Annotated in this window: 16 protein-coding genes; 7 read left to right on the top strand and 9 right to left on the bottom strand. The window is 70.2% G+C overall.

The features are described from left to right. Positions 1-2: 2 nt before the first annotated feature. The gene (locus OO68_RS28300; RefSeq protein WP_033312004.1) at positions 3-1,346 is read right to left on the bottom strand and encodes a UDP-glucose dehydrogenase family protein; all 1,344 of its coding nucleotides are present in this window, start codon (positions 1,344-1,346) and stop codon (positions 3-5) included. 188 nt (positions 1,347-1,534) lie between these two features. Between OO68_RS28300 and OO68_RS28295 the strand changes: the two genes are divergently transcribed. From OO68_RS28295 to OO68_RS28285, 3 genes are all read left to right on the top strand, one after another. Next, a complete protein-coding gene (locus OO68_RS28295; protein ID WP_033312003.1) occupies positions 1,535-2,692 on the top strand; it encodes an acyl-CoA dehydrogenase family protein in 1,158 nt (385 codons plus the stop codon). A gap of 194 nt (positions 2,693-2,886) precedes the next feature. Next, complete coding sequence (locus OO68_RS28290) at positions 2,887-3,438, top strand: hypothetical protein (protein ID WP_033312002.1); 552 nt, start codon at positions 2,887-2,889, stop codon at positions 3,436-3,438. Positions 3,439-3,481: 43 nt separating this feature from the next. Next, positions 3,482-4,450 carry a tyrosine-type recombinase/integrase gene (locus OO68_RS28285; RefSeq protein ID WP_157852756.1) on the top strand — a complete coding sequence of 323 codons (969 nt, stop codon included), beginning with the start codon at positions 3,482-3,484 and terminating at the stop codon, positions 4,448-4,450. 33 nt (positions 4,451-4,483) lie between these two features. Here OO68_RS28285 and OO68_RS28280 read toward each other — a convergent pair whose 3' ends face one another. Next, positions 4,484-5,689, bottom strand: a complete 1,206-nt coding sequence (locus OO68_RS28280; protein ID WP_033312001.1) for a phospholipase D-like domain-containing protein — start codon at positions 5,687-5,689, stop codon at positions 4,484-4,486. Positions 5,690-5,925: 236 nt separating this feature from the next. Here OO68_RS28280 and OO68_RS28275 point away from each other — a divergent pair, with 236 nt between their 5' ends. Beyond that, entirely contained in the window at positions 5,926-6,291 is a 366-nt protein-coding gene (locus OO68_RS28275) for a four-helix bundle copper-binding protein (RefSeq protein ID WP_033312000.1), read from the top strand. Positions 6,292-6,351: 60 nt separating this feature from the next. On the opposite strand, the gene OO68_RS28270 is transcribed toward OO68_RS28275, so the two are convergent. Beyond that, positions 6,352-7,650, bottom strand: a complete 1,299-nt coding sequence (locus OO68_RS28270) for an LCP family protein (protein WP_078625499.1) — start codon at positions 7,648-7,650, stop codon at positions 6,352-6,354. Positions 7,651-7,769: 119 nt separating this feature from the next. Between OO68_RS28270 and OO68_RS28265 the strand changes: the two genes are divergently transcribed. Further along, the gene (locus OO68_RS28265; RefSeq protein ID WP_033311998.1) at positions 7,770-8,327 is read left to right on the top strand and encodes an acyl-CoA thioesterase; all 558 of its coding nucleotides are present in this window, start codon (positions 7,770-7,772) and stop codon (positions 8,325-8,327) included. A 7-nt stretch (positions 8,328-8,334) separates the two neighbouring features. Here the strand turns inward: OO68_RS28265 and OO68_RS28260 are convergent, their stop codons facing one another. Beyond that, positions 8,335-9,813 carry an LCP family protein gene (locus OO68_RS28260; protein ID WP_078625498.1) on the bottom strand — a complete coding sequence of 493 codons (1,479 nt, stop codon included), beginning with the start codon at positions 9,811-9,813 and terminating at the stop codon, positions 8,335-8,337. A gap of 126 nt (positions 9,814-9,939) precedes the next feature. On the opposite strand from OO68_RS28260, the gene OO68_RS28255 reads away from it, so the two are divergent. After that, complete coding sequence (locus OO68_RS28255; protein ID WP_033311996.1) at positions 9,940-10,977, top strand: glycosyltransferase family 2 protein; 1,038 nt, start codon at positions 9,940-9,942, stop codon at positions 10,975-10,977. 150 nt (positions 10,978-11,127) lie between these two features. Here OO68_RS28255 and OO68_RS28250 read toward each other — a convergent pair whose 3' ends face one another. From OO68_RS28250 to OO68_RS28225, 5 genes are all read right to left on the bottom strand, one after another. Beyond that, entirely contained in the window at positions 11,128-12,789 is a 1,662-nt protein-coding gene (locus OO68_RS28250) for an LCP family protein (RefSeq protein WP_078625497.1), read from the bottom strand. Between the two features lie 225 nt (positions 12,790-13,014). Then, positions 13,015-14,775 (bottom strand): LCP family protein, encoded by a 1,761-nt coding sequence (locus OO68_RS28240; protein ID WP_033311994.1) that lies wholly within the window; start codon positions 14,773-14,775, stop codon positions 13,015-13,017. Between the two features lie 229 nt (positions 14,776-15,004). Next, the gene (locus OO68_RS28235; protein WP_033311993.1) at positions 15,005-16,747 is read right to left on the bottom strand and encodes an LCP family protein; all 1,743 of its coding nucleotides are present in this window, start codon (positions 16,745-16,747) and stop codon (positions 15,005-15,007) included. 241 nt (positions 16,748-16,988) lie between these two features. Continuing rightward, positions 16,989-18,092 carry an LCP family protein gene (locus OO68_RS28230; RefSeq protein WP_245237204.1) on the bottom strand — a complete coding sequence of 368 codons (1,104 nt, stop codon included), beginning with the start codon at positions 18,090-18,092 and terminating at the stop codon, positions 16,989-16,991. Between the two features lie 241 nt (positions 18,093-18,333). Then, positions 18,334-19,104: a TIGR03089 family protein gene (locus OO68_RS28225; RefSeq protein WP_033311991.1), complete on the bottom strand. Its 771-nt coding sequence runs from the start codon at positions 19,102-19,104 to the stop codon at positions 18,334-18,336. A 149-nt stretch (positions 19,105-19,253) separates the two neighbouring features. Between OO68_RS28225 and OO68_RS28220 the strand changes: the two genes are divergently transcribed. Further along, positions 19,254-20,684: an N-acetylmuramoyl-L-alanine amidase gene (locus tag OO68_RS28220; RefSeq protein WP_033312139.1), complete on the top strand. Its 1,431-nt coding sequence runs from the start codon at positions 19,254-19,256 to the stop codon at positions 20,682-20,684. Positions 20,685-20,817 lie beyond the last annotated feature (133 nt).

The following is a 20,817-nucleotide window of genomic DNA, read 5'->3' as shown; positions in this document are numbered from 1 at the left end:
GCTCAGGCCTTCGGACGCCCCATCGCCCGGTACGTCCAGCCGGCCTTGCGCCAGCGCTCCGGGTCCAGGGCGTTGCGCCCGTCCAGGACGAGGCGGGTCGCCGCGACCTCGCCGAGCGCCTCGGTGTCCAGCTCGCGGAACTCCCGCCACTCCGTCAGGTGCAGCACGATGTCGGCGCCGCGCACGGCCTCCAGCGCCGAGTCGGCGTAGCCGAGGGTCGGGAACACCCCGCGGGCGTTGTCCATGCCCTTCGGGTCGTACACCGTGACCTGGCCGCCCTGGAGGTGGATCTGCCCGGCGACGTTCAGCGCGGGGGAGTCCCGCACGTCGTCCGAGTCGGGCTTGAACGTCGCGCCCAGCACCGCCACCCGCTTGCCCAGGAACGGCCCGCCGCCCAGCGCCTGCCGGGCCAGCTCCACCATCTGCCCGCGCTGGCGCATGTTGATCGAGTCGATCTCCCGCAGGAACGTCAGCGCCTGGTCCGCGCCCAGCTCACCGGCGCGCGCCATGAACGCCCGGATGTCCTTCGGCAGACACCCGCCGCCGAAGCCGATCCCGGCCCGCAGGAACTTCTTCCCGATCCGGTCGTCGTAGCCGATGGCCTCCGCCAGCTTCGCGACGTCACCGCCCGCGGCCTCGCACACCTCCGCCATCGCGTTGATGAAGGAGATCTTCGTGGCGAGGAAGGAGTTCGCGGAGGTCTTCACCAGCTCCGAGGTCGGGAAGTCCGTGACCACGAACGGCGAGCCCTCGGCGATGGGCGTCGCGTACACCTCCCGCAGCAGCTTCTCGGCCCGCTCGCTGCGCACGCCCACCACGAGACGGTCGGGGTGCAGCGTGTCGTTGACGGCGAAACCCTCGCGCAGGAACTCCGGGTTCCAGGCCAGCTCGGCGTCCTCGCCGGCGGGCGCGTGCGCGGCCAGGTAGGACGCGAGGCGGTCCGCGGAGCCGACCGGCACGGTCGACTTGCCGACGACCAGCGCCGGACCGTGCAGGTGCGGGGCCAGCGAGGCGATCGCGGAGTCGACGTAGCTCATGTCGCAGGCGTACTCGCCGTGCCGCTGCGGGGTGTTCACACAGACGAAGTGCACATCGCCGAAGGCGCCGATCTCGGCCCAGTCCTGGGTGAAGCGCAGCCGGCCGCTGGAGCCGTCGATGCCGGCGACGTGCTTGCGCAGCAGCTCCTCAAGCCCCGGCTCGTACATCGGGGCCTCGGCCCGCTCCAGCTTCTCGATCTTCTCGCGCACGACGTCGAGGGCGAGCACTTCGAAGCCCAGCTCGGCCATGGCCGCCGCGTGTGTCGCGCCGAGATAACCGGTGCCGATCACGGTGATCTTCAGGGCCATGGGTGCTCCAGGGGTCTACGGCATGCGGTGCGCGCCCGAGCATAGCCGGGGCATGGCAGCGCGCTTCACTGGGCAACTTCTCCGCTGTCGCCTAGCTCACGTATCACTCGGGTGGGCGACCCCATAAACTTTTGATTACTTAACGGTAGTTAGCGTCAGCATCGCAGCGTTTTGGAGCGTGAGAGACCTTGGCCGGATCGGCTGACTTCGACCTGTACCGCCCGTCCGAGGAGCACGACATGCTCCGTGACGCCGTCCGCTCCCTGGCCGAGGCGAAGATCGCGCCGCACGCCGCCGCGGTGGACGAGGAGGCCCGCTTCCCGCACGAGGCCCTCCAGGCGCTGGTCGCGAACGACCTGCACGCCGTGCACGTGCCCGAGGAGTACGGCGGCTCCGGCGCCGACGCGCTGGCCACCGTCATAGTGATCGAGGAGGTCGCGCGGGTCTGCGCCTCGTCCTCCCTCATCCCGGCCGTCAACAAGCTGGGCTCCCTGCCGGTGATCCTCTCCGGCTCCGAGGACCTGAAGAAGAAGTACATGACCCCGCTCGCCAAGGGCGACGGCATGTTCTCCTACTGCCTCTCCGAGCCGGACGCCGGCTCCGACGCCGCCGGCATGAAGACCAAGGCCGTCCGCGACGGCGACTTCTGGGTCCTCAACGGCGTGAAGCGCTGGATCACCAACGCGGGTGAGTCCGAGTACTACACGGTGATGGCCGTCACCGACCCCACCAAGCGCTCCAAGGGCATCTCCGCCTTCGTCGTCGAGAAGTCCGACGAGGGCGTCTCCTTCGGCGCCCCCGAGAAGAAGCTCGGCATCAAGGGCTCCCCGACCCGCGAGGTCTACCTCGACAACGTCCGCATCCCCGCCGACCGCATGATCGGCGAGGAGGGCACCGGCTTCGCCACGGCGATGAAGACCCTCGACCACACCCGCATCACCATCGCCGCCCAGGCCCTCGGCATCGCCCAGGGCGCCCTCGACTACGCCAAGGGCTATGTCCAGGAGCGCAAGCAGTTCGGCAAGCCGATCGCCGACTTCCAGGGCATCCAGTTCATGCTCGCCGACATGGCGATGAAGATCTCGGCCGCCCGCGCCCTGACCTACCAGGCCGCAGCCGCCTCCCAGCGCGTCGACGCCGACCTCACCTACCTGGGCGCCGCCGCCAAGTGCTTCGCCTCGGACGTGGCGATGGAGGTCACGACGGACGCGGTCCAGCTCCTCGGCGGATACGGCTACACCCGGGACTACCCGGTGGAGCGCATGATGCGCGACGCCAAGATCACACAAATATACGAAGGTACAAACCAGGTCCAGCGAATCGTGATGGCACGCAATCTGCCGTAACACCTCGTTCACTTCGCGACTGAAGGGCGCCCGGCGACAGGGCGCCCTTCACTCTTTACGGTGAGTCGATACACGGAACATGGCAGAGCCCGTGTTTCACCTCTTACCTTTTCGTGTGCCGGGGACTTCCCGGTACACGGCGGCCGTAGCCGCGCTACTTTCGACCCGTGATCGCAGCACATTCACATGGGGCAATGCCCAAGGGCTGGCGGCTGGACGGCGAACAGCTCGTGCACGAAGCTGAATTGCACGGCTGGAAACTGACCGTCGTCATGCTGCTCAGCGCCCCATGGGACGGCCCGACGAGCCTCCGCATCGATCCGCCCGACGACCCCCGCGCCGAGGTCGACACTGACGGCATCACGGCGGAGCTCATGCGATCGATCTCCCTGGCGGAGATCCGCAGGACCGCGAAGCAACTATGGGGTCGCCTCGGCCGGTCGGCTGATAAGGCCGTCACTGCCGCGGTGCTCGATCGGGTCGAGACGGAGCGTGAGTACGCGCTGATGGCCCGTGAGTACGTGCACCTGGTCCACCAGGGTTATCGAAGTCCCGTAACACGGCTGGCGACCGCCTGGGGACTCAGCCGGAACACCATCAGCGGTCGTATCCGGCGAGCTCGTGCCATGGGCTTCCTCGACGGGCCGCCGGGCAGGCCGGCGGACCGCCTGACCGAGAAGGCCAGACGGCATTTGGAGGGGGACGACGCGCGTGTTGCGGAGCGGGGCCGGACCGACGGGGGGTAAGCCGCTTGCGGCGGTCTTCGAGCAGTGGGCGACCACGAGAGGGGTGGAGAACAGCAGCATCAAGCAGTATCGGACGATTCTCGCCAGGTCCGTGGAACCCTTTTTCGGTATCGATGGCATCGAGGGCATCACCCCGGCCCAGATCGAGAAGTGGGTCGAGTGGATGATCCATCAGCGCGGGTACAAGCCGTCCACCCTTCGATTCCGATTCAATGTCCTCAGGTCTGTTTTCGACTGGGCGATGGAAAATGGGCTGACCAGCACCAACCCATGCAGGTCAGTGCAACTCCCCGTCAGCCGTTCGCGGACACATCGGGACCAGCGAGCGGACGTTTACGTTCCCGGCAACGGCAGGGTGCTCTCCGTTACCGCGGCTGCGCCGGAGCGGTACCGCTGCATGTTCTGGCTCATGGCCGGCTGTGGGCTGCGGCTCGGGGAGGCCATGGGACTTGGTCGTGATCGCATCTCCTTCGCCGACCGGCTGATCACCGTCGATCGGCAGGTCGCGTGCGACCGTGACACCGGATCGGGGCGGTACGGGAGCTTGCGGCTGCGACACGTCAAGTGGCGTGAGGAAGGCGAGCAGGGGCGTCGGGTGCCGCTCCCGGACGTAGTGGCTCTGGCACTGCCCCGCCACCTCCGGGACCACGGCACCTGGGGCGAGGAGGAGCTGCTGTTCCCCAACGCGACAGGCACCGGCTTGCTGTATCCGTACTACTGGTACGGGAGGATCTGGCGTCCCGCACTCGCCGCTGCCGCCGTCGACTACTTCAAGCCCCACAGCCTCCGGCACTTCTACGCTGCGTCGCTTCTGAGCCAAGGTGTGGCGGTCTCAGAAATTTCGGCGTGGCTGGGGCACAGCTCGGTGAGCTTCACAGAGCGGTACTACGCAGATCTGCTGCCGGACGCGCCGGACCGGGCCCGGCTGGCGATCGATGGCGCCTTGGGAGCCACCAGAGAGCAGTCGACCGCCCGGACCACGGTGCCCGGCGGTCAGGTGGCTTCCGCCTAGGTGGCCATCCTGCGGAGTACCCAACACCCGCACTCACAGGAAGCGCCGGATCGGGGTCACCGCGGTCTCCGCGAGGCGCATGGGCAGGGGCCGCCGCTTCCAGCGGCGGGGGTCGATCGGCTCGCTCCGCTGCCGGTCGGCCTCGAAGTCGGCGTCGAGTTCCGCCGTGAAGTCCTCGTCCAGGACGGCCAGGACGACCTCCTCGTCGTGCTCCATGGAACGGCGGTTGAAGTTGGTGGAGCCGATGAGGGAGCAGACCCCGTCCACGGTCATGATCTTCGTGTGGAGCATCGTCGGCTGGTACTCCCGCACCTCCACACCGGCGTCCACGAGCGTCTGGTAGTGCTGCCGCCCGGCCAGCAGGCACGCCCGCTGGTCGGTGTGCGGGCCGGGAAGCAGGATCTCGACTCGCACACCGCGGCGGGCCGCCGCGGCCAGCAGGTCGATGAAGTAGGTGTCGGGGGCGAAGTAGGCGGTGGCCAGCCGCAGGCGCTCCTGCGCGGAGGTGATCAGGACCCGCAGGACCGTCTGCATGTCCTGCCACCCGAAGGAGGCCGACCCCCGTACGACCTGGACCGTGGCCCGCCCCGGCTGCGCCTGGGCGGTGAAGCGGTCGTGGTCGTCGTAGAGGTCGTCGTGGCACTCGGCCCAGTTCTGTGCGAAGGCCGCGGCGATGCCGTCCACGGCGGGGCCGCGGACCTGTACATGGGTGTCGCGCCACTCGTCCGGGTTCCGGGCGTCACCGCACCACTCCTCCGCGATGCCCACGCCTCCGGTGAAGGCCGTGTGCTCGTCGGTGACCAGCACCTTGCGGTGACAGCGGTGGTTCTGCCGCATCGGCGACAGGCGCGTGGGTCTGCGGAACCAGGCGACCTGGACGCCTGCCTCGTCCATGGCGTCCAGCAGGTCCCGCTCTATCTCCTTGGCCCCGAAGCCGTCCAGCAGCAGCCGCACCCGGACACCCGCGCGGGCCCGCTCGGCCAGGGCGGCGGCGAACTCGTGGGCGACCTCGCCGCGCCAGTACACGAACGTCATCATGTCGACGGTGTGCTCGGCGGCCCGGATGGCGGCCAGCATCGCGGGGAAGATCTCGTCCCCGTTCCGCAGCGGCACCAGCTCGTTGCCCTCGGTCGCGGCGATGCCGATCAGCCGCTCCAGCCGTCTGCGCAGCCGCTGCTTCTGCGCCTCCGCGCCGTCGGCACCCGAGGTCCGCGGTTCGTCGTACATCTGCTGTGTCATGTGTGGGTCTCCCCCCTGCACGGTTTCCTGCCACCCCGCCCTCGCCGCGCCCCGGCGCGCCTGCAACCCCTTTTTGCCGCTGCCGGAGCTTTCACACAGAGGCCGCTGAGTCGTGCCTCACAAACGGAGCGGGGCACACTCGGGCGGCTCCGCCCTGTGGTGCTCATGGGGCCGGAGGCGTAGGACGAGAGGAGCGGGCGCCGATCCGCGGCTCCCGCCACCCCTGGGAGGACGTCATGACCCAGCAACCCGCCACCGCCACCCCGCTGAGCAAGGAGATGCAGGACTGCGTCCAGGCGTGCATGACCTGCCACAGCGTGTGCGAGGAGACCATGAGCTCCTGTCTGCAGATGGGCGGTCCGGCCCAGATGCAGATCATGCGCACGGTCATGGACTGTGCCGAGATGACGCGCATGTGCGCCGACATGATGATGCGCCGCTCGCCCCTCATGGCCGAGATGTGCGCGATGTGCGCCCGCGCCTGTGACATGTGCGCCGAGGCGTGTATGTCCATGCCGGAGGACGCGCAGATGATGCGCTGCGCCGAGGCCTGTCGCCGCTGTGCCGAGATGTGCCGCTCGATGTCGGCCGCCTCGATGTGAGCACCGCCTCACGACGAAGGGGGCACCCGCCCGGGTGCCCCCTTCGCGCTGTCTGCCCGCTCAGTTGCCCGAGACGGTGACCGGGTCGTCGTTCTTCAGCTCGTTCACCAGGGTCTTCACCTTCGCGGTGTTCCACTGGAGGTTGCCGTTGGGGCTGTTGCCCGCGATCGGCATGTTCATCGACTTGCCCTCGCCGCCGCTGACGCCCTTCATCGCCCAGAACATCGACGCCAGGTCGAACAGGCTCATGTCCTTGTCGACCACGAGGGTGTCCAGGCCGGCGCTCATGGTCGGGTACAGCTTGAACGGGTTGAGGACCGTGCCCGGCGTGGCGACCTGGTTGGCCAGCGCCGACAGGAACTTCTGCTGGTTCTTCGTGCGGTCCAGGTCGGAGCCCCTGAGGGCGTAGCGGGTGCGGACGAAGGCGAGGGCCTGCTCGCCGTCGAGGGTCTGCGTGCCCTTCTTGAGGTCCGCGCCGGACTTGGTGTCCTTGATGTCCTGCGGGATGTTCATCTCGACACCGCCGACCGCGTCCACGATGTTCGCGAAGCCGGCGAAGCCGATCTCCACGTAGTGGTCGATGTGCAGGCCCGTGTTGGCCTCCACGGTGCGGACCAGCAGCTCCGGGCCGTCCTCGGCGTAGGCCGCGTTCAGCTTCGTCTGGCGGCCGGTGGACGGGTAGAACTTGCCGGAGTCGGAGCCCTTGAACGACGGGATGGTCACGTTCGAGTCGCGCGGGAGCGAGATCAGGGTCGGGGCGCCGCCGCCGGTGTGCAGGATCATCATCGAGTCCGTGCGCTTGCCCTCGGCGGACCCGGTGTGCAGCTTCTTCTTCTCCTCGGCCGACATGCCCTTGCGGCTGTCGGAGCCGACGATCAGGTAGTTCGTGCCCTCGCCCGCCTCCGGACGGTCGATGACCTTCGACAGGTCGACCTCGCGGTTGAGCTTGGAGTCGGCCCAGAAGTACGTGCCGACGCTCGTCACGACCAGCAGCGTCACCAGCGTGATGGCCGTCACCTTGATGCGGCGGCGCCAGTTCGGCGCGGGGCGCGGCTCGTAGAGGCCGTCACCCGGGCCGCCGGGGCCCCTGCCGCCGGGAGAGCCGTAGACCTGGCCGGTGTTGTAGCCGCTGTCGTATGCGTCGGGGCCGTGGCCGCCGCCGTCGACGTAGGACGGCTGCGGGGGCACTCCGCCGCCGTACGCCGGGGCGCCGCCGTATCCCGCCTGCCCGGGCGATGCCGCCGGACCGCGGCGGACCTGTCGCATGACACGGGCGCTCTCGGGCTGCGCGCTCGAGCTGCCGCGTCCGTATCGGCTGCCGCGGTTGTCGCCGGAAAATCCCTCGGGCCAGTCATTCATGCGCCCCAGTGTGCAGGTCCCCGTAGTGCGCCATACAAGAGTCGTCGGAAAATCAGAGCACGGCTGTGGCGAAGCTGACACAAATCCCCCACGTGCGGCCTCGGCTTAAGGTAGAGGCCATGACAGACCAGGCCCCAGCTGCGGATTCCGGCAGTCCGGATATCCCGGGCAAGCCGACCTCGGCGTCCCGCACCACCCTCAGCCACATCATGACCCACAACGACACGAACCTTCTGGGGACCGTGCACGGCGGGGTGATCATGAAGCTGGTCGACGACGCGGCGGGAGCCGTGGCCGGACGGCACTCCGGCGGGCCGGCGGTCACCGCGTCCATGGACGAGATGGCGTTCCTGGAGCCGGTCCGCGTCGGTGACCTGGTGCACGTCAAGGCGCAGGTGAACTGGACCGGCCGTACCTCCATGGAGGTCGGCGTCCGGGTCCTGGCCGAACGCTGGAACGAGTCCGCCCCGGCCACGCAGGTCGGTTCCGCCTACCTCGTCTTCGCCGCGGTCGACGCCGACGGCAAGCCCCGCCGGGTCCCGCAGGTCCTCCCGGAGACCGAGCGCGACAAGCGCCGCTACCAGGAGGCCCAGATCCGCCGCACCCACCGCCTGGCCCGCCGCCGGGCGATCATGGACCTGCGGGAGAAGCGGGCGGCCGAGGGCTTCGAGGACTGACGCGCGCCTACGAGCACGCTACCTCGTCGCCCCGCACCACCCCGAACTCGCCCTGCCCCGGGTCCTCGGCCCGCACCTTCCGCACGCGTTCGAAGTCCGCGCCGGCGATCACCTTCAGGGTCGGGCCGAGGCCGTTGACCGCCCGGAGCTCACTGCCCGGCAGAGCCGCCGCGAGGGACTGGGCGGAGCGGTCCCAGCGGGGGTCGTGGACGATGATCGTGCGCCGGACGTCGCGGGTGGCGGAGTTCACCGGAGCCTTGGTCGTGCGGAAGCCGGTCGAGGCCAGGGCCGCGTCCACCCGGCGGCCCAGGCCGGCTGTGCGGGTGCCGTTCTCCACCTGGACGCGGATCTGCTGCGGGGCGACCGGGACGATCCGGGCCGCGCCGCGCGACTGGTGCACCGACAGCGGCTGGTCCTGGCGCAGGGCGTGGAAGAGCCGCTCGGACTTCTCGGCGTCCCACTTCAGCGTGGATCCGACGCCCTTCACGGCGAAGGCCATCCGCTCGATCGGGACGGTCGTGAACTCGGAGGAGGAGGGGGAGAAGTTCCGCATGGCGCGGGCCAGGTCCAGCATCTCGTCCGTGCCGAAGCTCTTGTCGGCCCGGACCGAGCCGAGCACCGCCCGCGTCACGTCCCGGAACTTCATCGGGTTGAGGAGGATCCCGGACGAGGTGAGCCGCTCCACGAGAGCCGCCATGAAGCGCTGCTGGCGCTTCATCCGGCCGAGGTCGGACGCCCCGTCGACGTGGCGGGCGCGGACGAACTGGAGCGCCTGCCCACCGGCGAGTGTGTGCCGCCCGGCCGGCAGGTTCAGACCGGTGTAGCTGTCCCGCAGGGGCTCAGCGGTGCAGATCGGCACGCCCCCGACCACGTCCACCGTCTTCATGAAGCTGGTGAAGTCGACCTCCAGGTAGTGGTCGATCTTCACCTTGGTCATGCTCTCGACCGTGCGCACGGTCAGCTGCGGTCCGCCCTCGGCGTACGCGGCGTTCAGCTTGACGGGATGGCCGTTGTGCCGCTTGCCCGACACCCGGTCGACGTGCGCCGGCGTCACCGCGTACGAGTCGCGCGGCAGGCTCACCACGCTCGCCCGTTCCCGGTCCTCGGAGATGTGCACGATCATGATCGTGTCGGTGCAGTGGCAGGGGGCGCCGCCCAGCCGGTACTTCTGGCGCTCCTCCCTGCTGATCTTCTCGCGGCCGTCGGTGCCGACCATCAGGATGTTCATGCCGTGGCCCGCCTGCGGGCGGTTCTTCATGTCCCTGAAGGGGTCGACCCGGGTGATGTCCGCGTCCAGGCTGGTCATCACCGCGTGTCCGATGCCGGCGGAGGCGAGGACCACCACGGACAGCGTGGTGACCGCCCGCATGCCCCAGCGCGGCCGCCGCGCGGGCGGTGCCGGCCGGTGCGGAGCGCGGCGGGGGGCGGCGGGCTGGGGGCGGCTGGGAGCGGCGCTGGACCGAGGGGACCGCGGCGGCGTGGGCATGGGGCACCTCCGGACGACGGCCGTACGTGGGATCCGTGAAACCGTAGGCCGATACGATCTGCGGCCCGCGCCACCGCCCCGGCGGCGCGCAAGGGTGTCCCCCGTTCGCGGTAACGTGAGCCCCCTATGAACGCCAATCCCGACGTGCGGCACCCCGCCGTTTCCGTGATCATGCCCGTCCTCAACGAGGAGCGGCATCTGCGGGGAGCAGTCCAAGCGATCCTCGCGCAGGAGTACGCCGGCGAGATGGAGGTCGTGATCGCCCTCGGTCCGTCCACGGACCGCACGGACGAGATCGCCGCCGAGCTCGTGGCCGAAGACGCGCGTATCCACACCGTCCCCAACCCCACCGGCCGTACGCCCGCTGCGCTGAACGCGGCGATCAACGCCTCCCGGCATCCGATCGTCGTCCGCGTCGACGGGCACGGCATGCTCTCGCCGAACTACATCGCGACCGCCGTACGGCTCCTGGAGGAGACCGGCGCGCAGAACGTCGGCGGCATCATGCACGCCGAGGGCGAGAATGACTGGGAGCACGCGGTCGCCGCCGCGATGACCTCGAAGATAGGGGTCGGCAACGCCGCCTTCCACACCGGTGGTCAGGCGGGCCCGGCCGAGACCGTCTACCTGGGTGTGTTCCGGCGCGAGGCGCTGGAGCGGCAGGGCGGTTACAACGTGGAGTTCATCCGCGCCCAGGACTGGGAGCTGAACTTCCGCATCCGTGAGGCCGGCGGGCTGATCTGGTTCTCGCCCGAGCTGAAGGTGTCGTACCGGCCTCGGCCGAGCGTGAAGGCGCTGGCCAAGCAGTACAAGGACTACGGCCGCTGGCGGCACGTGGTGGCCCGCTACCACGAGGGCTCGATCAACCTGCGCTACCTCGCCCCGCCGACCGCCGTGTGCGCGATCGGGGCCGGCATCCTGGTGGGCGCCCTGCTGACGCCCTGGGGCTTCGTGGTGCCCGGCGGCTACCTCGCGGCGATCCTGCTCGGTTCGGTTCCGGCGGGCAAGGGCCTGCCCCTGAAGGCGCGGCTGCAGATCCCCGTGGCGCTGGCCACGATGCACATGTCGTGGGGCTGGGGCTTCCTGACCAGCCCGCGGGCGCTGGCGAAGAAGGTCATCGCCTCCCGGCGCCCCGCGGTGCGCGCCGACGCCGCCGCGAGCTGACCCGACGCGGCCACGGGCCCCCTTCCCGGACGGGGAGGGGGCCCGCGGTCTGCGCGGACGGGATCCTGCGCGGCAGCGTCCCGTCCGGCCTGAACCAGCCCTTCACGCCACCGGCCGGACGGCGCGCTCGGCTCACTCAGACCGCGGGGTTCACCACTGGTAGGGCTTGTACACGTCCATGCACTCCGTCTTGTCCGCGCTCAGCGCGTCCGCGGAGTCGGGCAGATCGCCCGCCTCGGGCGCCTTCTGCTTCGGGTAGGCCGTGCCCTCCCGCCAGTCGCTGCCGATCGTCAGCGTGGTGGTGACGTCGTCCGTGGCCCGCACCTGGCTGCTCGGGATGCCGACCGCCTTCGCCACCGACAGCGCGTTGGCACGGCCCTGCTCGCCCGTGCTCTTCGGGTACGTCACCTGGGTCCGGGCGTGCGGGTCCTGCCGGCTCGCGGCGACGGCCTGGGTGAAGCCCTCCTGCTGCAACGCCGCCACGATCGCGGCGGCCCGATGCGGAACGGCGCGCAGCTCGTCGCTCGCCGTCCCGTTGACGACCGTGACCGACAGCCCGGCGGCAGGCGCCGCGGCCGGACCCGTGGCCTGCACCGACGCCGGGGACGGACCCGAGGCCGTGGCCGCGCGGGCCTTTCCGGCCTTGTCGAAGGAGACGTCGTCGCGGAGCATCGCCCACATCTTGTCGGCGTCCTCCGGCTTGGGCACCAGGTGGTTGCGGTTCAGGGGGTCCTCGATCCACGGCATCGTCGTCATCGTGATGCGGTTGGTCGGGACCGACTTCAGCTGCATGCCGACGTCGTACAGCTCCTTGACCGTGCCGATCTCCTCGGACACCGTCAGCGCCTTCGTGCCCGCCTCGGCCAGGCCCATCAGACGGCCGGTGTCGGTGAAGACGTTCTGCTCCTTCAGCGTCCGGATCATCGCGTTCATGTACATGTGCTGTGCCTTGGCGCGCAGCGGGTCACTGCCCCAGGCGTGGCGGGTGCGCAGCCACTGCAGCGCCTCCTTGCCCTGCACCTTGTGCGTGCCGGCCTTGAGCTTCAGTCCGGAGCCGCCGCGCTGGCCGGACAGCGGCCGGTCCCACACGTTCTGGTTGACGCAGACCGGGACACCGCCGACGGCGTCCGCCATGTCCACCACTCCGGCGAAGTCGACCATCATCCAGTGGTCGATGTACACGCCGGTGAGGTTCTGCCAGGTGGCCAGGGTGCAGCCCGGGCCGCCGCGCTGGAGCGTCTCGTTGATGATCGTGTTTTTGGCCGGGTAGGTCTCCCCGGTGTCCGGGTCGACGCACTTGGGGATGTCCACCCGGGTGTCCCGCGGGATGCTCACCACGGACGCGCTCTCGCGGTCGGCCGAGACGTGCAGGAGCATCTGCACGTCCGCCAGGGGCTTGCTGCCGACGTTGTCCCTGCTGCCGCCGAGCTTGACGTTCTCCGCGGAGTTCCGGCTGTCGGAGCCGATCAGCAGGATGTTGAGCGGGGTCTGGCCCGCCGCGTTGGGCCCGGTCTTTTTGACGTCGGACTCGCCGCTGTTGCGTTTGCCCTTGTCGATGTTGCCGTTGAGATGGCGGTAGTAGAGGTATCCGGCGCCGGCCGTCCCGAGTATCAGTACGGACAGCACGAGCGCGAACCAGCGCACTATCCGGCGTCCGCCGCCGCGTCGCCGGCCATGCCGACGGCCCTGGCCGCCCCCTCCCTCCGCGCCCCCGCCCGCGGCGGACGCCGCCGTCCCCGGACGTTCGTCCTGGGCCAGGCCGCCGCCCGACTCACGCCGGGTGCCGCCTCCGCGCACGTCACTCTGCGCCATGCCCCTGCCTCCCCACCCCTACGGCCGACCCACGGGTCCGCCCCGCGTCGTTCGGATCGCGGGCGCCCCGTGCCCGCCCCGGACCACGGGTTCCCCCGGTGTTCCGCGGCGCACGGCCGTCCCCGCTACTGGTTGGACCACTGACATGCCCGGTCGGATGTACACCCGGCCGATTCGTCCGGGCATGCTCCGTCCGCCTGTTAGACGCAGGACGGGACGGTCAGGTCACTTCGCGCACTCGACCTTGTCGGCCGTGGCCTTCTGGACGTCCTCCGGAACCTTCGCCGGAGTGGTGAGGGGCACGCCCGCCCCTTCGAAGTCCTTGCCGAGGGTCAGTGTCATCGCGGGCACGCCCTGGGAGTTGGTCACGCTCTTGCCCGGCTTGAGCGCGGCCCCGGACAGGCCCATGATCTCCGCAAGCCGGCGTGCCTGGTCCGCTTCGTCGGGTCCGTACTCCAGCGTCGTCCGGGCCAGGGGCTGTTCGGCGTTGCCCGCGTTCTCGGACTTCGTCACGCCCTCCTGGACCTGCAGCCAGCTGAGGGTCTCCTGGGCGCTGCCGGCGACGGCACCGCCGTTGAGGATCCGCACCCGCACCTCGGAGGCCGGGGCCTTGCTGCCCTTCAGCCGGGCGGCCTCGGCGGCCTTCTCCTTCTTCTTCTGCTGCTTCACGTCGGTCAGCGACACGTCGTCCCGGACCATCGCGAAGAGCTGCTGGGCCTGCGGCTCCTTCAGGACCACCGTGGCCTTGACCTTCTCCGCGGGGTTGTCGACGACGGGCACCGTGGCGAACGTGAGGTTCTTGGTGTCGAACTTCCCCAGCTCGGCCCCGAGATCGGCCAGCTTCTTGATCGTGCTGATCTGGGAGTCGACGGTCAGCGCCTTGGTGCCCGCCTCGGCCAGCTTGATCATCTTCGACGGGCTGGTGAGGGTGTCGTTGGACTTCAGCTTGCGCAGCATCGAGCCCAGGAACTGCTGTTGCAGCTCGATCCGGCTCAGGTCACCGCCGAAGCCCACGGAGTGCCGGGTGCGGACGAAGGCCAGCGCCTGCTCGCCCTCGATCGTGTGCTCGCCCTTGGGCAGGTCGAGCTTGGAGTCCTTGTCCTTGATGTCCTTGGCCAGGCACACGTCGACCCCGCCCACGGCGCTGGTCAGCGTCTTGACCGCGTTGAAGTCGGCCACCATGAAGTGGTCCATCTTCAGCCCGGTGAGCTCGGTGATCGTGCGCATGGTGCAGCTCGGGGTGCGGTCCTCCTGCCCGAGGCTGTTGTTGAAGCGCGTGCGCTGCTGGCCCGGGATGATCTTCTCGGTGCCGTCCTCCTGGGTCGTCGGACAGTCCGGGATGTCGGTGATCAGGTCCCGCGGGATGCTCAGCACGGTCGCGTTCGAGCGGTCCTTGGCGACGTGCAGCACCAGTGTGGTGTCCGCGTGCCCGGCGCTGTCCTTGTCGCCGTAGCCCTCGTTGCCCTTGCCGGTGCGCTTGTCGGTGCCGATCAGCAGGATGTTGATCGCGCGGTCCTTGCTGAAGCCGCCGGTGCCGGCGCCGTCGTCGGAGACGGACGTGATGTTGTTGTTGAGGTGCTCGTAGTAGAGGTAGGCAGCCCCGCTCGCCCCGATCAGGACGAAGGCCAGTGAACCGCCGGTCCACATCAGGACCTTCTTGCCCTTCGCCTTCTTCGGAACCGGGCGGCGCCCGCGCCGTCCCGCGGCCGCCTCGGCCGGGGCGCCGGTGCGTCTGCGCGGGGAGGGAGCGTCATCAGCGGGTGCCGCGGCCCCGGGACGCCGGGCGGGGGCGGTCCGGCGGGCGCCTGGCGCACCGGCCGCTCCGGTCGGGCCACGGCCTCGGCCGCCGGCACCGCGGGGGCCGGGCACGGACGACTGCGCTGCGGAAGGGGCCAGTCGCAGTTCGTATTCGCCGGTGTTCGGGTTGAGCACCCATTGGTCTGCGGGGTCGATGTCGTCCGCCCGCCCACGGCCTTGCGCGTCCACGTGCCTGATTCCTCCGTCGGGCCACGCGGCGCCCTCCCCCGGAAGGCGCACGGTGCTGGTCGAGCAGTGCACGCCCCAGGACGGACCTCATGGGTGAGAGCACTGGATCGCACACACTATCCGCACACTTCGGCGTCAAGCGACGTGGGTGACAAATTCCACGTCTCACAACTGGGCAATCCCGCCCATTTGTTTGAAGGAAGTCCGGTGAACGTGACGGCGTGACGCGTCACTTGGCGCACTCCACCTTGTCGGCGGTGGACTTCTGCACCCCTTCCGGTGCCTTGGCGGGCGCGGTGAGGGAGACGCCCGCCCCTTCGAAGTCCTTGCCCAGGGTCAGCGTCATCGCGGGCAGCCCCTGGTCGTTGGTCACGCTCTCGCCCGGCTTCATCGCGGACCCGGACAGACCCATGATGTCCGCGAGGCGGCGGGCCTGGTCGGCCTGGTCGGGCGCGTACTCCAGGGTCGTCTTCGCCAGCGGGGCGGGCGCGTTGCCGGCGTTCTCCGACTTGGTCACGCCCTCCTCGTTCTGCAGCCAGCTGAGGGTCTCCTGGGCGCTGCCGGCGACGGCACCGCCGTTGAGGATCCGCACCCGCACCTCGGAGGCCGGGGCCTTGGTGCCCTTCAGCCGGGCGGCGACCGCGGCGGCCTCCTTCTTCTTCCGCTCCTTGACGGCGGTGAAGGAGACGTCGTTCCTGATCATGTCGAAGACCTGCGGAGCCGTCGACTCGTTGAGCACGACCGTGGCCTTGACCTTCTCCGTCGGGTTGTCGATCACCGGGACGGTGGTGAAGGTCAGGTTCTTGGTGTTGAGCTTGCCCAGCTCCAGACCGAGGTCCTTCAGCTTGCCGATGCTGTCCAGCTGCGAGTCGACGGTCAGCGCCTTCGTGCCCGCCTCGGCCAGGTCGAGCATCTTCGACGGGCTGGTGAGGGTGTCGTTGGACTTCAGCTTGCGCATGAGCGCGCTCAGGAACTGCTGCTGGAGGCCGATCCGGCTCAGGTCGCCGCCGAAACCGACGGCGTGCCGGGTGCGGACGAAGGCCAGCGCCTGCTCGCCCTCGATGGTGTGCACGCCTTTGGACAGCTTGAGGTGCGAGTCCGGGTCGTCGAGGTCCTTGCCCACACAGACCTCGACCCCGCCCACTGCGCTGGTCAGCGTCTTGACCGCGTTGAAGTCCGCCACCATGAAGTTGTCCGGCTTGACCCCGGTCAGCTCGGTCACGGTACGCGCCGTGCAGCTGGGCGTACGGCCGTCCTGGCCGAGGCTCGTGTTGAAGCGGACCTGCTGCGTGCCAGGGATGATCTTCTGGGTGCCGTCCTCCTGTGTCGTCGGACAGTCCGGCACGTCGACGATCAGGTCACGCGGGATGCTCAGCGCGGTGGCGTTCGAACGGTCCTTGGAGACGTGCAGCAGGATCGTGGTGTCGGCGTGCCCGACACTGCCCGCGTCGCCGTAGCTGCCGTTGCCCTTGCCGGTGCGCTTGTCGGTGCCGATCAGCAGGATGTTGATCGCCTTGTCCTTGCTGAAGCCACCGGTGCTCGCGCCGTCGTCGGAGACCGACGCGATGTTGTCGTTCAGGTGCTCGATGTAGAAGTACGCGGCACCCGCGCCGGCGACCAGGACGAACGCCATCGCGCCGCCGGTCCACAGCAGGACCTTCCTGCTCTTCGAGGCCTTCTTCGCCGGACGCCGTCCACGCCGCCCCGGCAGCGGCTCCTCCGGCGCCCCGCGGCGCCTGCGCGGCTGCGGCACCGCGCGTCCGGGCGTCTCGGGCCGCGACCGGCCGGGCGCCTCCGTGCGGGTCCGGGCCGGCGGGGCCGCCTCGGAGGACCGTGGTTTGCGGGGCGAGGGGACGCCCGACTGCGGTGCGGACGGCCCCAGTCGCAGTTCGTATTCACCGGTGTTCGGGTTGAGCACCCACTGATCTGCGGGATCGATGTCGTCCGCCCGCCCACGGCCTTGCGCGTCCACGGTTGCCTGTTTCCTCCGTCGGGGCACGCGGCGCCTTCCCCTCCAAGGCGCCCGGGTCTCGGTCACACAGTGCGCGACCTCGGGACCTTCCCTCAGGGCCGGGCGCACCGGATCGCTCACACTAACCGCCCCTTTCGCCGCCGGGCGACGACGGTGACCCATTCCACGTCCCTACAGCTGGGCAATTCGCCCATTTCCAAGGTGAGGGGCTCATTGCCTTGGAGCGGCCTTGGTGCCCGCTTTACTCGCAGGTGTCCTCGGCTGCCGTGTTCCCCCGAAACGTCGGTGGAGGAGAAACGGTGACGGCGGGATCGCGAAAGGGACCCGGATGCGAATCCCCGTACGACCCGTCACGTGGGCCGTTGTCCTCCACCACCACCGGTGTGTCCGTACGCAGCCGCTCGAACAGCCGCTTTGCCGCGGGCTCCACGAGTTGGTCGCGATTGGCGTCGTAGGCGTACGACTCCCGGGGGACGGTCAGGAATTGCACTTGTTCCATGGGGATGTCGCGCAGGCCGCGCACGAGTGCGTACAAACCACGCAAGCTCGCCAGTTCCGGGTCGGTGGTGAGGGACGACGTGGCGGCGTCCAGCACGGGATACAGCTTCGCCGGATTCAGCAGGACGTCATTGCTGCGCACCTTGTTGACGAGTGCCCCGAGGAAATGCTGCTGACGCTCCATCCGCTCGGTGTCGCTGCCGTCGCCCAGGGTCTTGCGGGCGCGCACGTAGCCGAGGGCCTGCTCGCCGTCGAGCGTCACGCGCCCGGCGGGCAGCCGCAGCTTGGCGGCCCGGTCGTCGATCGGCTGCCGCAGGCACACCTCGACGCCGTCGACCGCGTCGACCATCTTCTTGAAGCCGTGGAAGTCGACAACGACGTGGTGGTCGACGCGGATGTCGGTCAGCTTCTCCACGGTCCGGATGGTGCAGGCCGAGCCGCCGAGCTGGAAGGCCTGGTTGAACATGGCGAACCGGGGCGCGCTGCGGGACCCGTTCGGACGCCGGCAGCCCGGCAGGTTCACCATCAGGTCCCGGGGGATGGAGACGGCGGTGGCGTTGTCCCGGCCGGCGGACAGGTGCAGCAGGATCGTGGTGTCGGACCGCTCGGTGCCGGAGTCCCGCCCGTAGCGGGCGTTGTCACCCCCCTCGCGCGAGTCCGACCCGATCAGCAGGATGTTGCGGGCGTCCTTGACCAGGGAGGTGGGCCGCTCCCGGTCGTAGCGCGCGAGCTCGGCGGCGGCCGCCTCGTCAGGGGTGATGTTCCCGCTGAGCTTCGCGTACACGGCCCAGCCGATCCCCCCGGCGGCCACGAGGAGACCTGTGACCCCGAACGCCGTGATCCGCACCCACCGCCGCCGGCGCCGCCGCACGAGCCCCCGCCCGCTGGCGGACGCCCCCGTGCCCGGACCGACCCTGTAGCCCACGGCAGCAACCACCCCTCCTGACGTAGGAACGCCCCGCGCGCACTGCTCCTACGACCATGACGCGGATGGCGGGCGGGGGGTGGGTGGGGATGGTCCGTACGGGGGAGGGGCGCGTACCGGAGAGGGGTCGTACGGGAGAGGGGCCGTACGGCAGAGGGCCCGGCTACCGGCCCGCGGTGCCGCGGGCGATCGTCGTGACCCGCTCGCTCTCCACCCGCTTGTCCAGCACGCCGTCCCCGGCCTGGTCCAGATGCCGGCACAGCACCACGGAGCCTCCCGTGGCCAGGGGCCCGTACAGCCCCGCGTTCAGCCCGTCCCACGTGTCGTACGGCAGCCCCGACAGGATCCGCGACCCCGGCCCGGTCAGGCCCAGCGCCGTCGCCTCGGCCCGGGCCCGCTCGACCACCTGGGCCCCGCTGAACTCCCGCCCGGCCACGACCAGCGCGGGCCCCTCCGGATCCACGGGTGCGTACGGCACGAACCGGTCGCCCTGCCCCGGGACTTCCACCGCGTAGTCGGTGAACCCCTCGGGCGCCTGCGGAAACCGCCCGCCGAGCGGCCGCAGCGCCATCGCGATCCGCGCGCCGGAGCAGGCCCGGGCCTCCTCCAGCCGGTCCGGGCCGCTCACCACGACATCGGCCGCCCGGGCATCCCCGGACACGTCCGCCACGACGCCCACCGACGCACACGCCAGCAGCCACACCGCCGTCTGCCAGTGCGCGGGCAGCAGCAGCGCCACCCGGTCGCCGGGCTCGACGGACAGCTCATCCTGGAGGAGGTTGGCGGTCTTCGCCACCCAATTGGCGAAGGTGGCCACGGACAGTTCGACACGTTCGCCCGTGGCGTCGTCGTAGAAGGTCACCAGGGGACGTCCCGGGTCCGCGGCGAGCGCGGAACCCAGCAGGTCGGCGGGGGTGCGATCGGTGGCGTTCATCCGCGCAAGCGTACGCGGCGCGCGCCCCTGCGCCCAGCGGCCCGGCCACCGCCCCGCCGGGCATCCGCCACCGGTTCGGCCGAACCCGGCCGACGGCCCGTCACATCCCAAATGGACAGACTTGTATGACTATGTCCAAGATCAGGGGCATGCGTGGATTCCTTGCTTCCTCGATCGGTGTCACCTGTGCGGCCGCTCTGGCCCTTCCCCTCACCCCTCCCGCTCTCGCGGCGACGGCGAGACCGGTGCCGGCCACGGGAGCCGCGACGACGGCGAGACCCGCGCCCCACGCGGGGACCTCGGCCACGACCCCGGCCGGCAGCACCCAGTCCCTCCCCCTCGAACCCCTCACCCGCGACCGCGCCACTCCCTCCGCCCCCTCCTCCGCCGAACAGGGCCTGCCCCGCCGGGCCGTACGTCACTTCTCCCTCCTCGGCGTCGTCTGGGACGACCCGGACGCCGAACTGCACGGCCGCGTCCGGGTCCGCACCCGCGCCGCCGGCACCGGCGTCTGGTCGGGCTGGCAGGACGTGGAGACCCACGCCGACCACGCCGCCGACCCGGGCACCCCCGAGCGGGCCTCGGGCCGCGTCCGCGGTGCCACGGCCCCGCTGTGGGTGGGCGACTCCGACGGCGTCGAACTCCGGGTCCGCTCCGAGCCCGACCGCTCGGCGGAGCAGTCCCGGGACGCTCGCCGTCTGCCCGCGGCACCCCCGTTGCCCTCCGGCCTCCGCCTCGAACTCGTCGACCCCGGCGAGGACGACGCCACCTCCCTCGGCGCGGAGGAAGGCCCCCGCACCGCCGGCGCCCCGAACGCCGAGACCTCCGCCCTCACCGAAGCCGCCGCCGCCAACGCCGACCTCGCCCCCCTCGGCGCCACCGAGATCGCGGCACTGAGCCGCACCCGGACCGAGCAGCAGTACCTCGCCCTCAACCCCGGCGGGCTGACGGAACAGCAGCGGCAGGCCAAGCCGTACGTCGGGCCGCGCCCGGGTATCGTCACGCGGCGCGGCTGGGGGGCGAACGAGGGGTTGCGGGAGAGCGGCCTCCGGTACACGAAGAAGGTCAAGGCGGCCTTCGTGCACCACACGGCGAGCGGCAACAAGTACCGCTGCTCGCAGGTCCCGTCACTCATCCGCAGTATCTACCGCTACCACGTCAAGAGCATGGGGTGGCGGGACATCGGCTACAACTTCCTCATCGACAAGTGCGGAAAGATCTACGAGGGCCGTGCCGGAGGCGTGGCGAAACCGGTCCTCGGCGCGCACACCCTGGGTTTCAACAGCAACAGCATGGGGATCGCCGTCCTCGGGTCGTACGGTGCCACGAAGCCGTCGAAGTCGGCGGTCAAGGCCATCGCCCGGCTGACCGCCTGGAAGCTGGGGCTGTACCGGATGAACCCGAAGGGGAAGACGTACCTGAAGTCGGCCGGCAGCAATCTCCACCGGAAGGGTAAGAAGGTACGGCTGAACGTGATCTCGGGGCACCGGGACGGTTTCAAGACCGCGTGCCCGGGACGCAAGCTCTACGGGAAGCTCGGCTCGGCCCGCTCCAAGGCGGCCCGCTACCAGGGCCGCTGAGTACACGTTCGACCGCCGTCGGGGGGCATGCGGGGACATGGGACGTAATGCCGCACGGCCAGCGAAGGCGCCACGGAACGGTCTGCATACACTGACCGGCCGAAAGACAGTTCGGCCGGTCCCGGCAGGAAGC

The sequence above is a fragment of the Streptomyces iakyrus genome, assembly GCF_000717055.1.
GTDB lineage: Bacteria > Actinomycetota > Actinomycetes > Streptomycetales > Streptomycetaceae > Streptomyces > Streptomyces iakyrus.
The sequence above is the reverse complement of the archived record's forward strand: the minus strand, read 5'-3'. Positions and strand labels throughout refer to the sequence as shown.

Excerpts from the sequence above, each read along its gene's own strand:
- OO68_RS28275 (WP_033312000.1), top strand. The coding sequence starts at position 5,926 with ATGACCCAGCAACCCGCCACCGCCACCCCGCTGAGCAAGGAGATGCAG.
- OO68_RS28225 (WP_033311991.1), bottom strand. The coding sequence starts at position 19,104 with ATGAACGCCACCGATCGCACCCCCGCCGACCTGCTGGGTTCCGCGCTC.
- OO68_RS28290 (WP_033312002.1), top strand. The coding sequence starts at position 2,887 with ATGCCCAAGGGCTGGCGGCTGGACGGCGAACAGCTCGTGCACGAAGCT.
- OO68_RS28265 (WP_033311998.1), top strand. The coding sequence starts at position 7,770 with ATGACAGACCAGGCCCCAGCTGCGGATTCCGGCAGTCCGGATATCCCG.
- OO68_RS28280 (WP_033312001.1), bottom strand. The coding sequence starts at position 5,689 with ATGACACAGCAGATGTACGACGAACCGCGGACCTCGGGTGCCGACGGC.
- OO68_RS28255 (WP_033311996.1), top strand. The coding sequence starts at position 9,940 with ATGAACGCCAATCCCGACGTGCGGCACCCCGCCGTTTCCGTGATCATG.
- OO68_RS28260 (WP_078625498.1), bottom strand. The coding sequence starts at position 9,813 with ATGCCCACGCCGCCGCGGTCCCCTCGGTCCAGCGCCGCTCCCAGCCGC.
- OO68_RS28300 (WP_033312004.1), bottom strand. The coding sequence starts at position 1,346 with ATGGCCCTGAAGATCACCGTGATCGGCACCGGTTATCTCGGCGCGACA.
- OO68_RS28270 (WP_078625499.1), bottom strand. The coding sequence starts at position 7,650 with ATGAATGACTGGCCCGAGGGATTTTCCGGCGACAACCGCGGCAGCCGA.
- OO68_RS28250 (WP_078625497.1), bottom strand. The coding sequence starts at position 12,789 with ATGGCGCAGAGTGACGTGCGCGGAGGCGGCACCCGGCGTGAGTCGGGC.
- OO68_RS28220 (WP_033312139.1), top strand. The coding sequence starts at position 19,254 with ATGCGTGGATTCCTTGCTTCCTCGATCGGTGTCACCTGTGCGGCCGCT.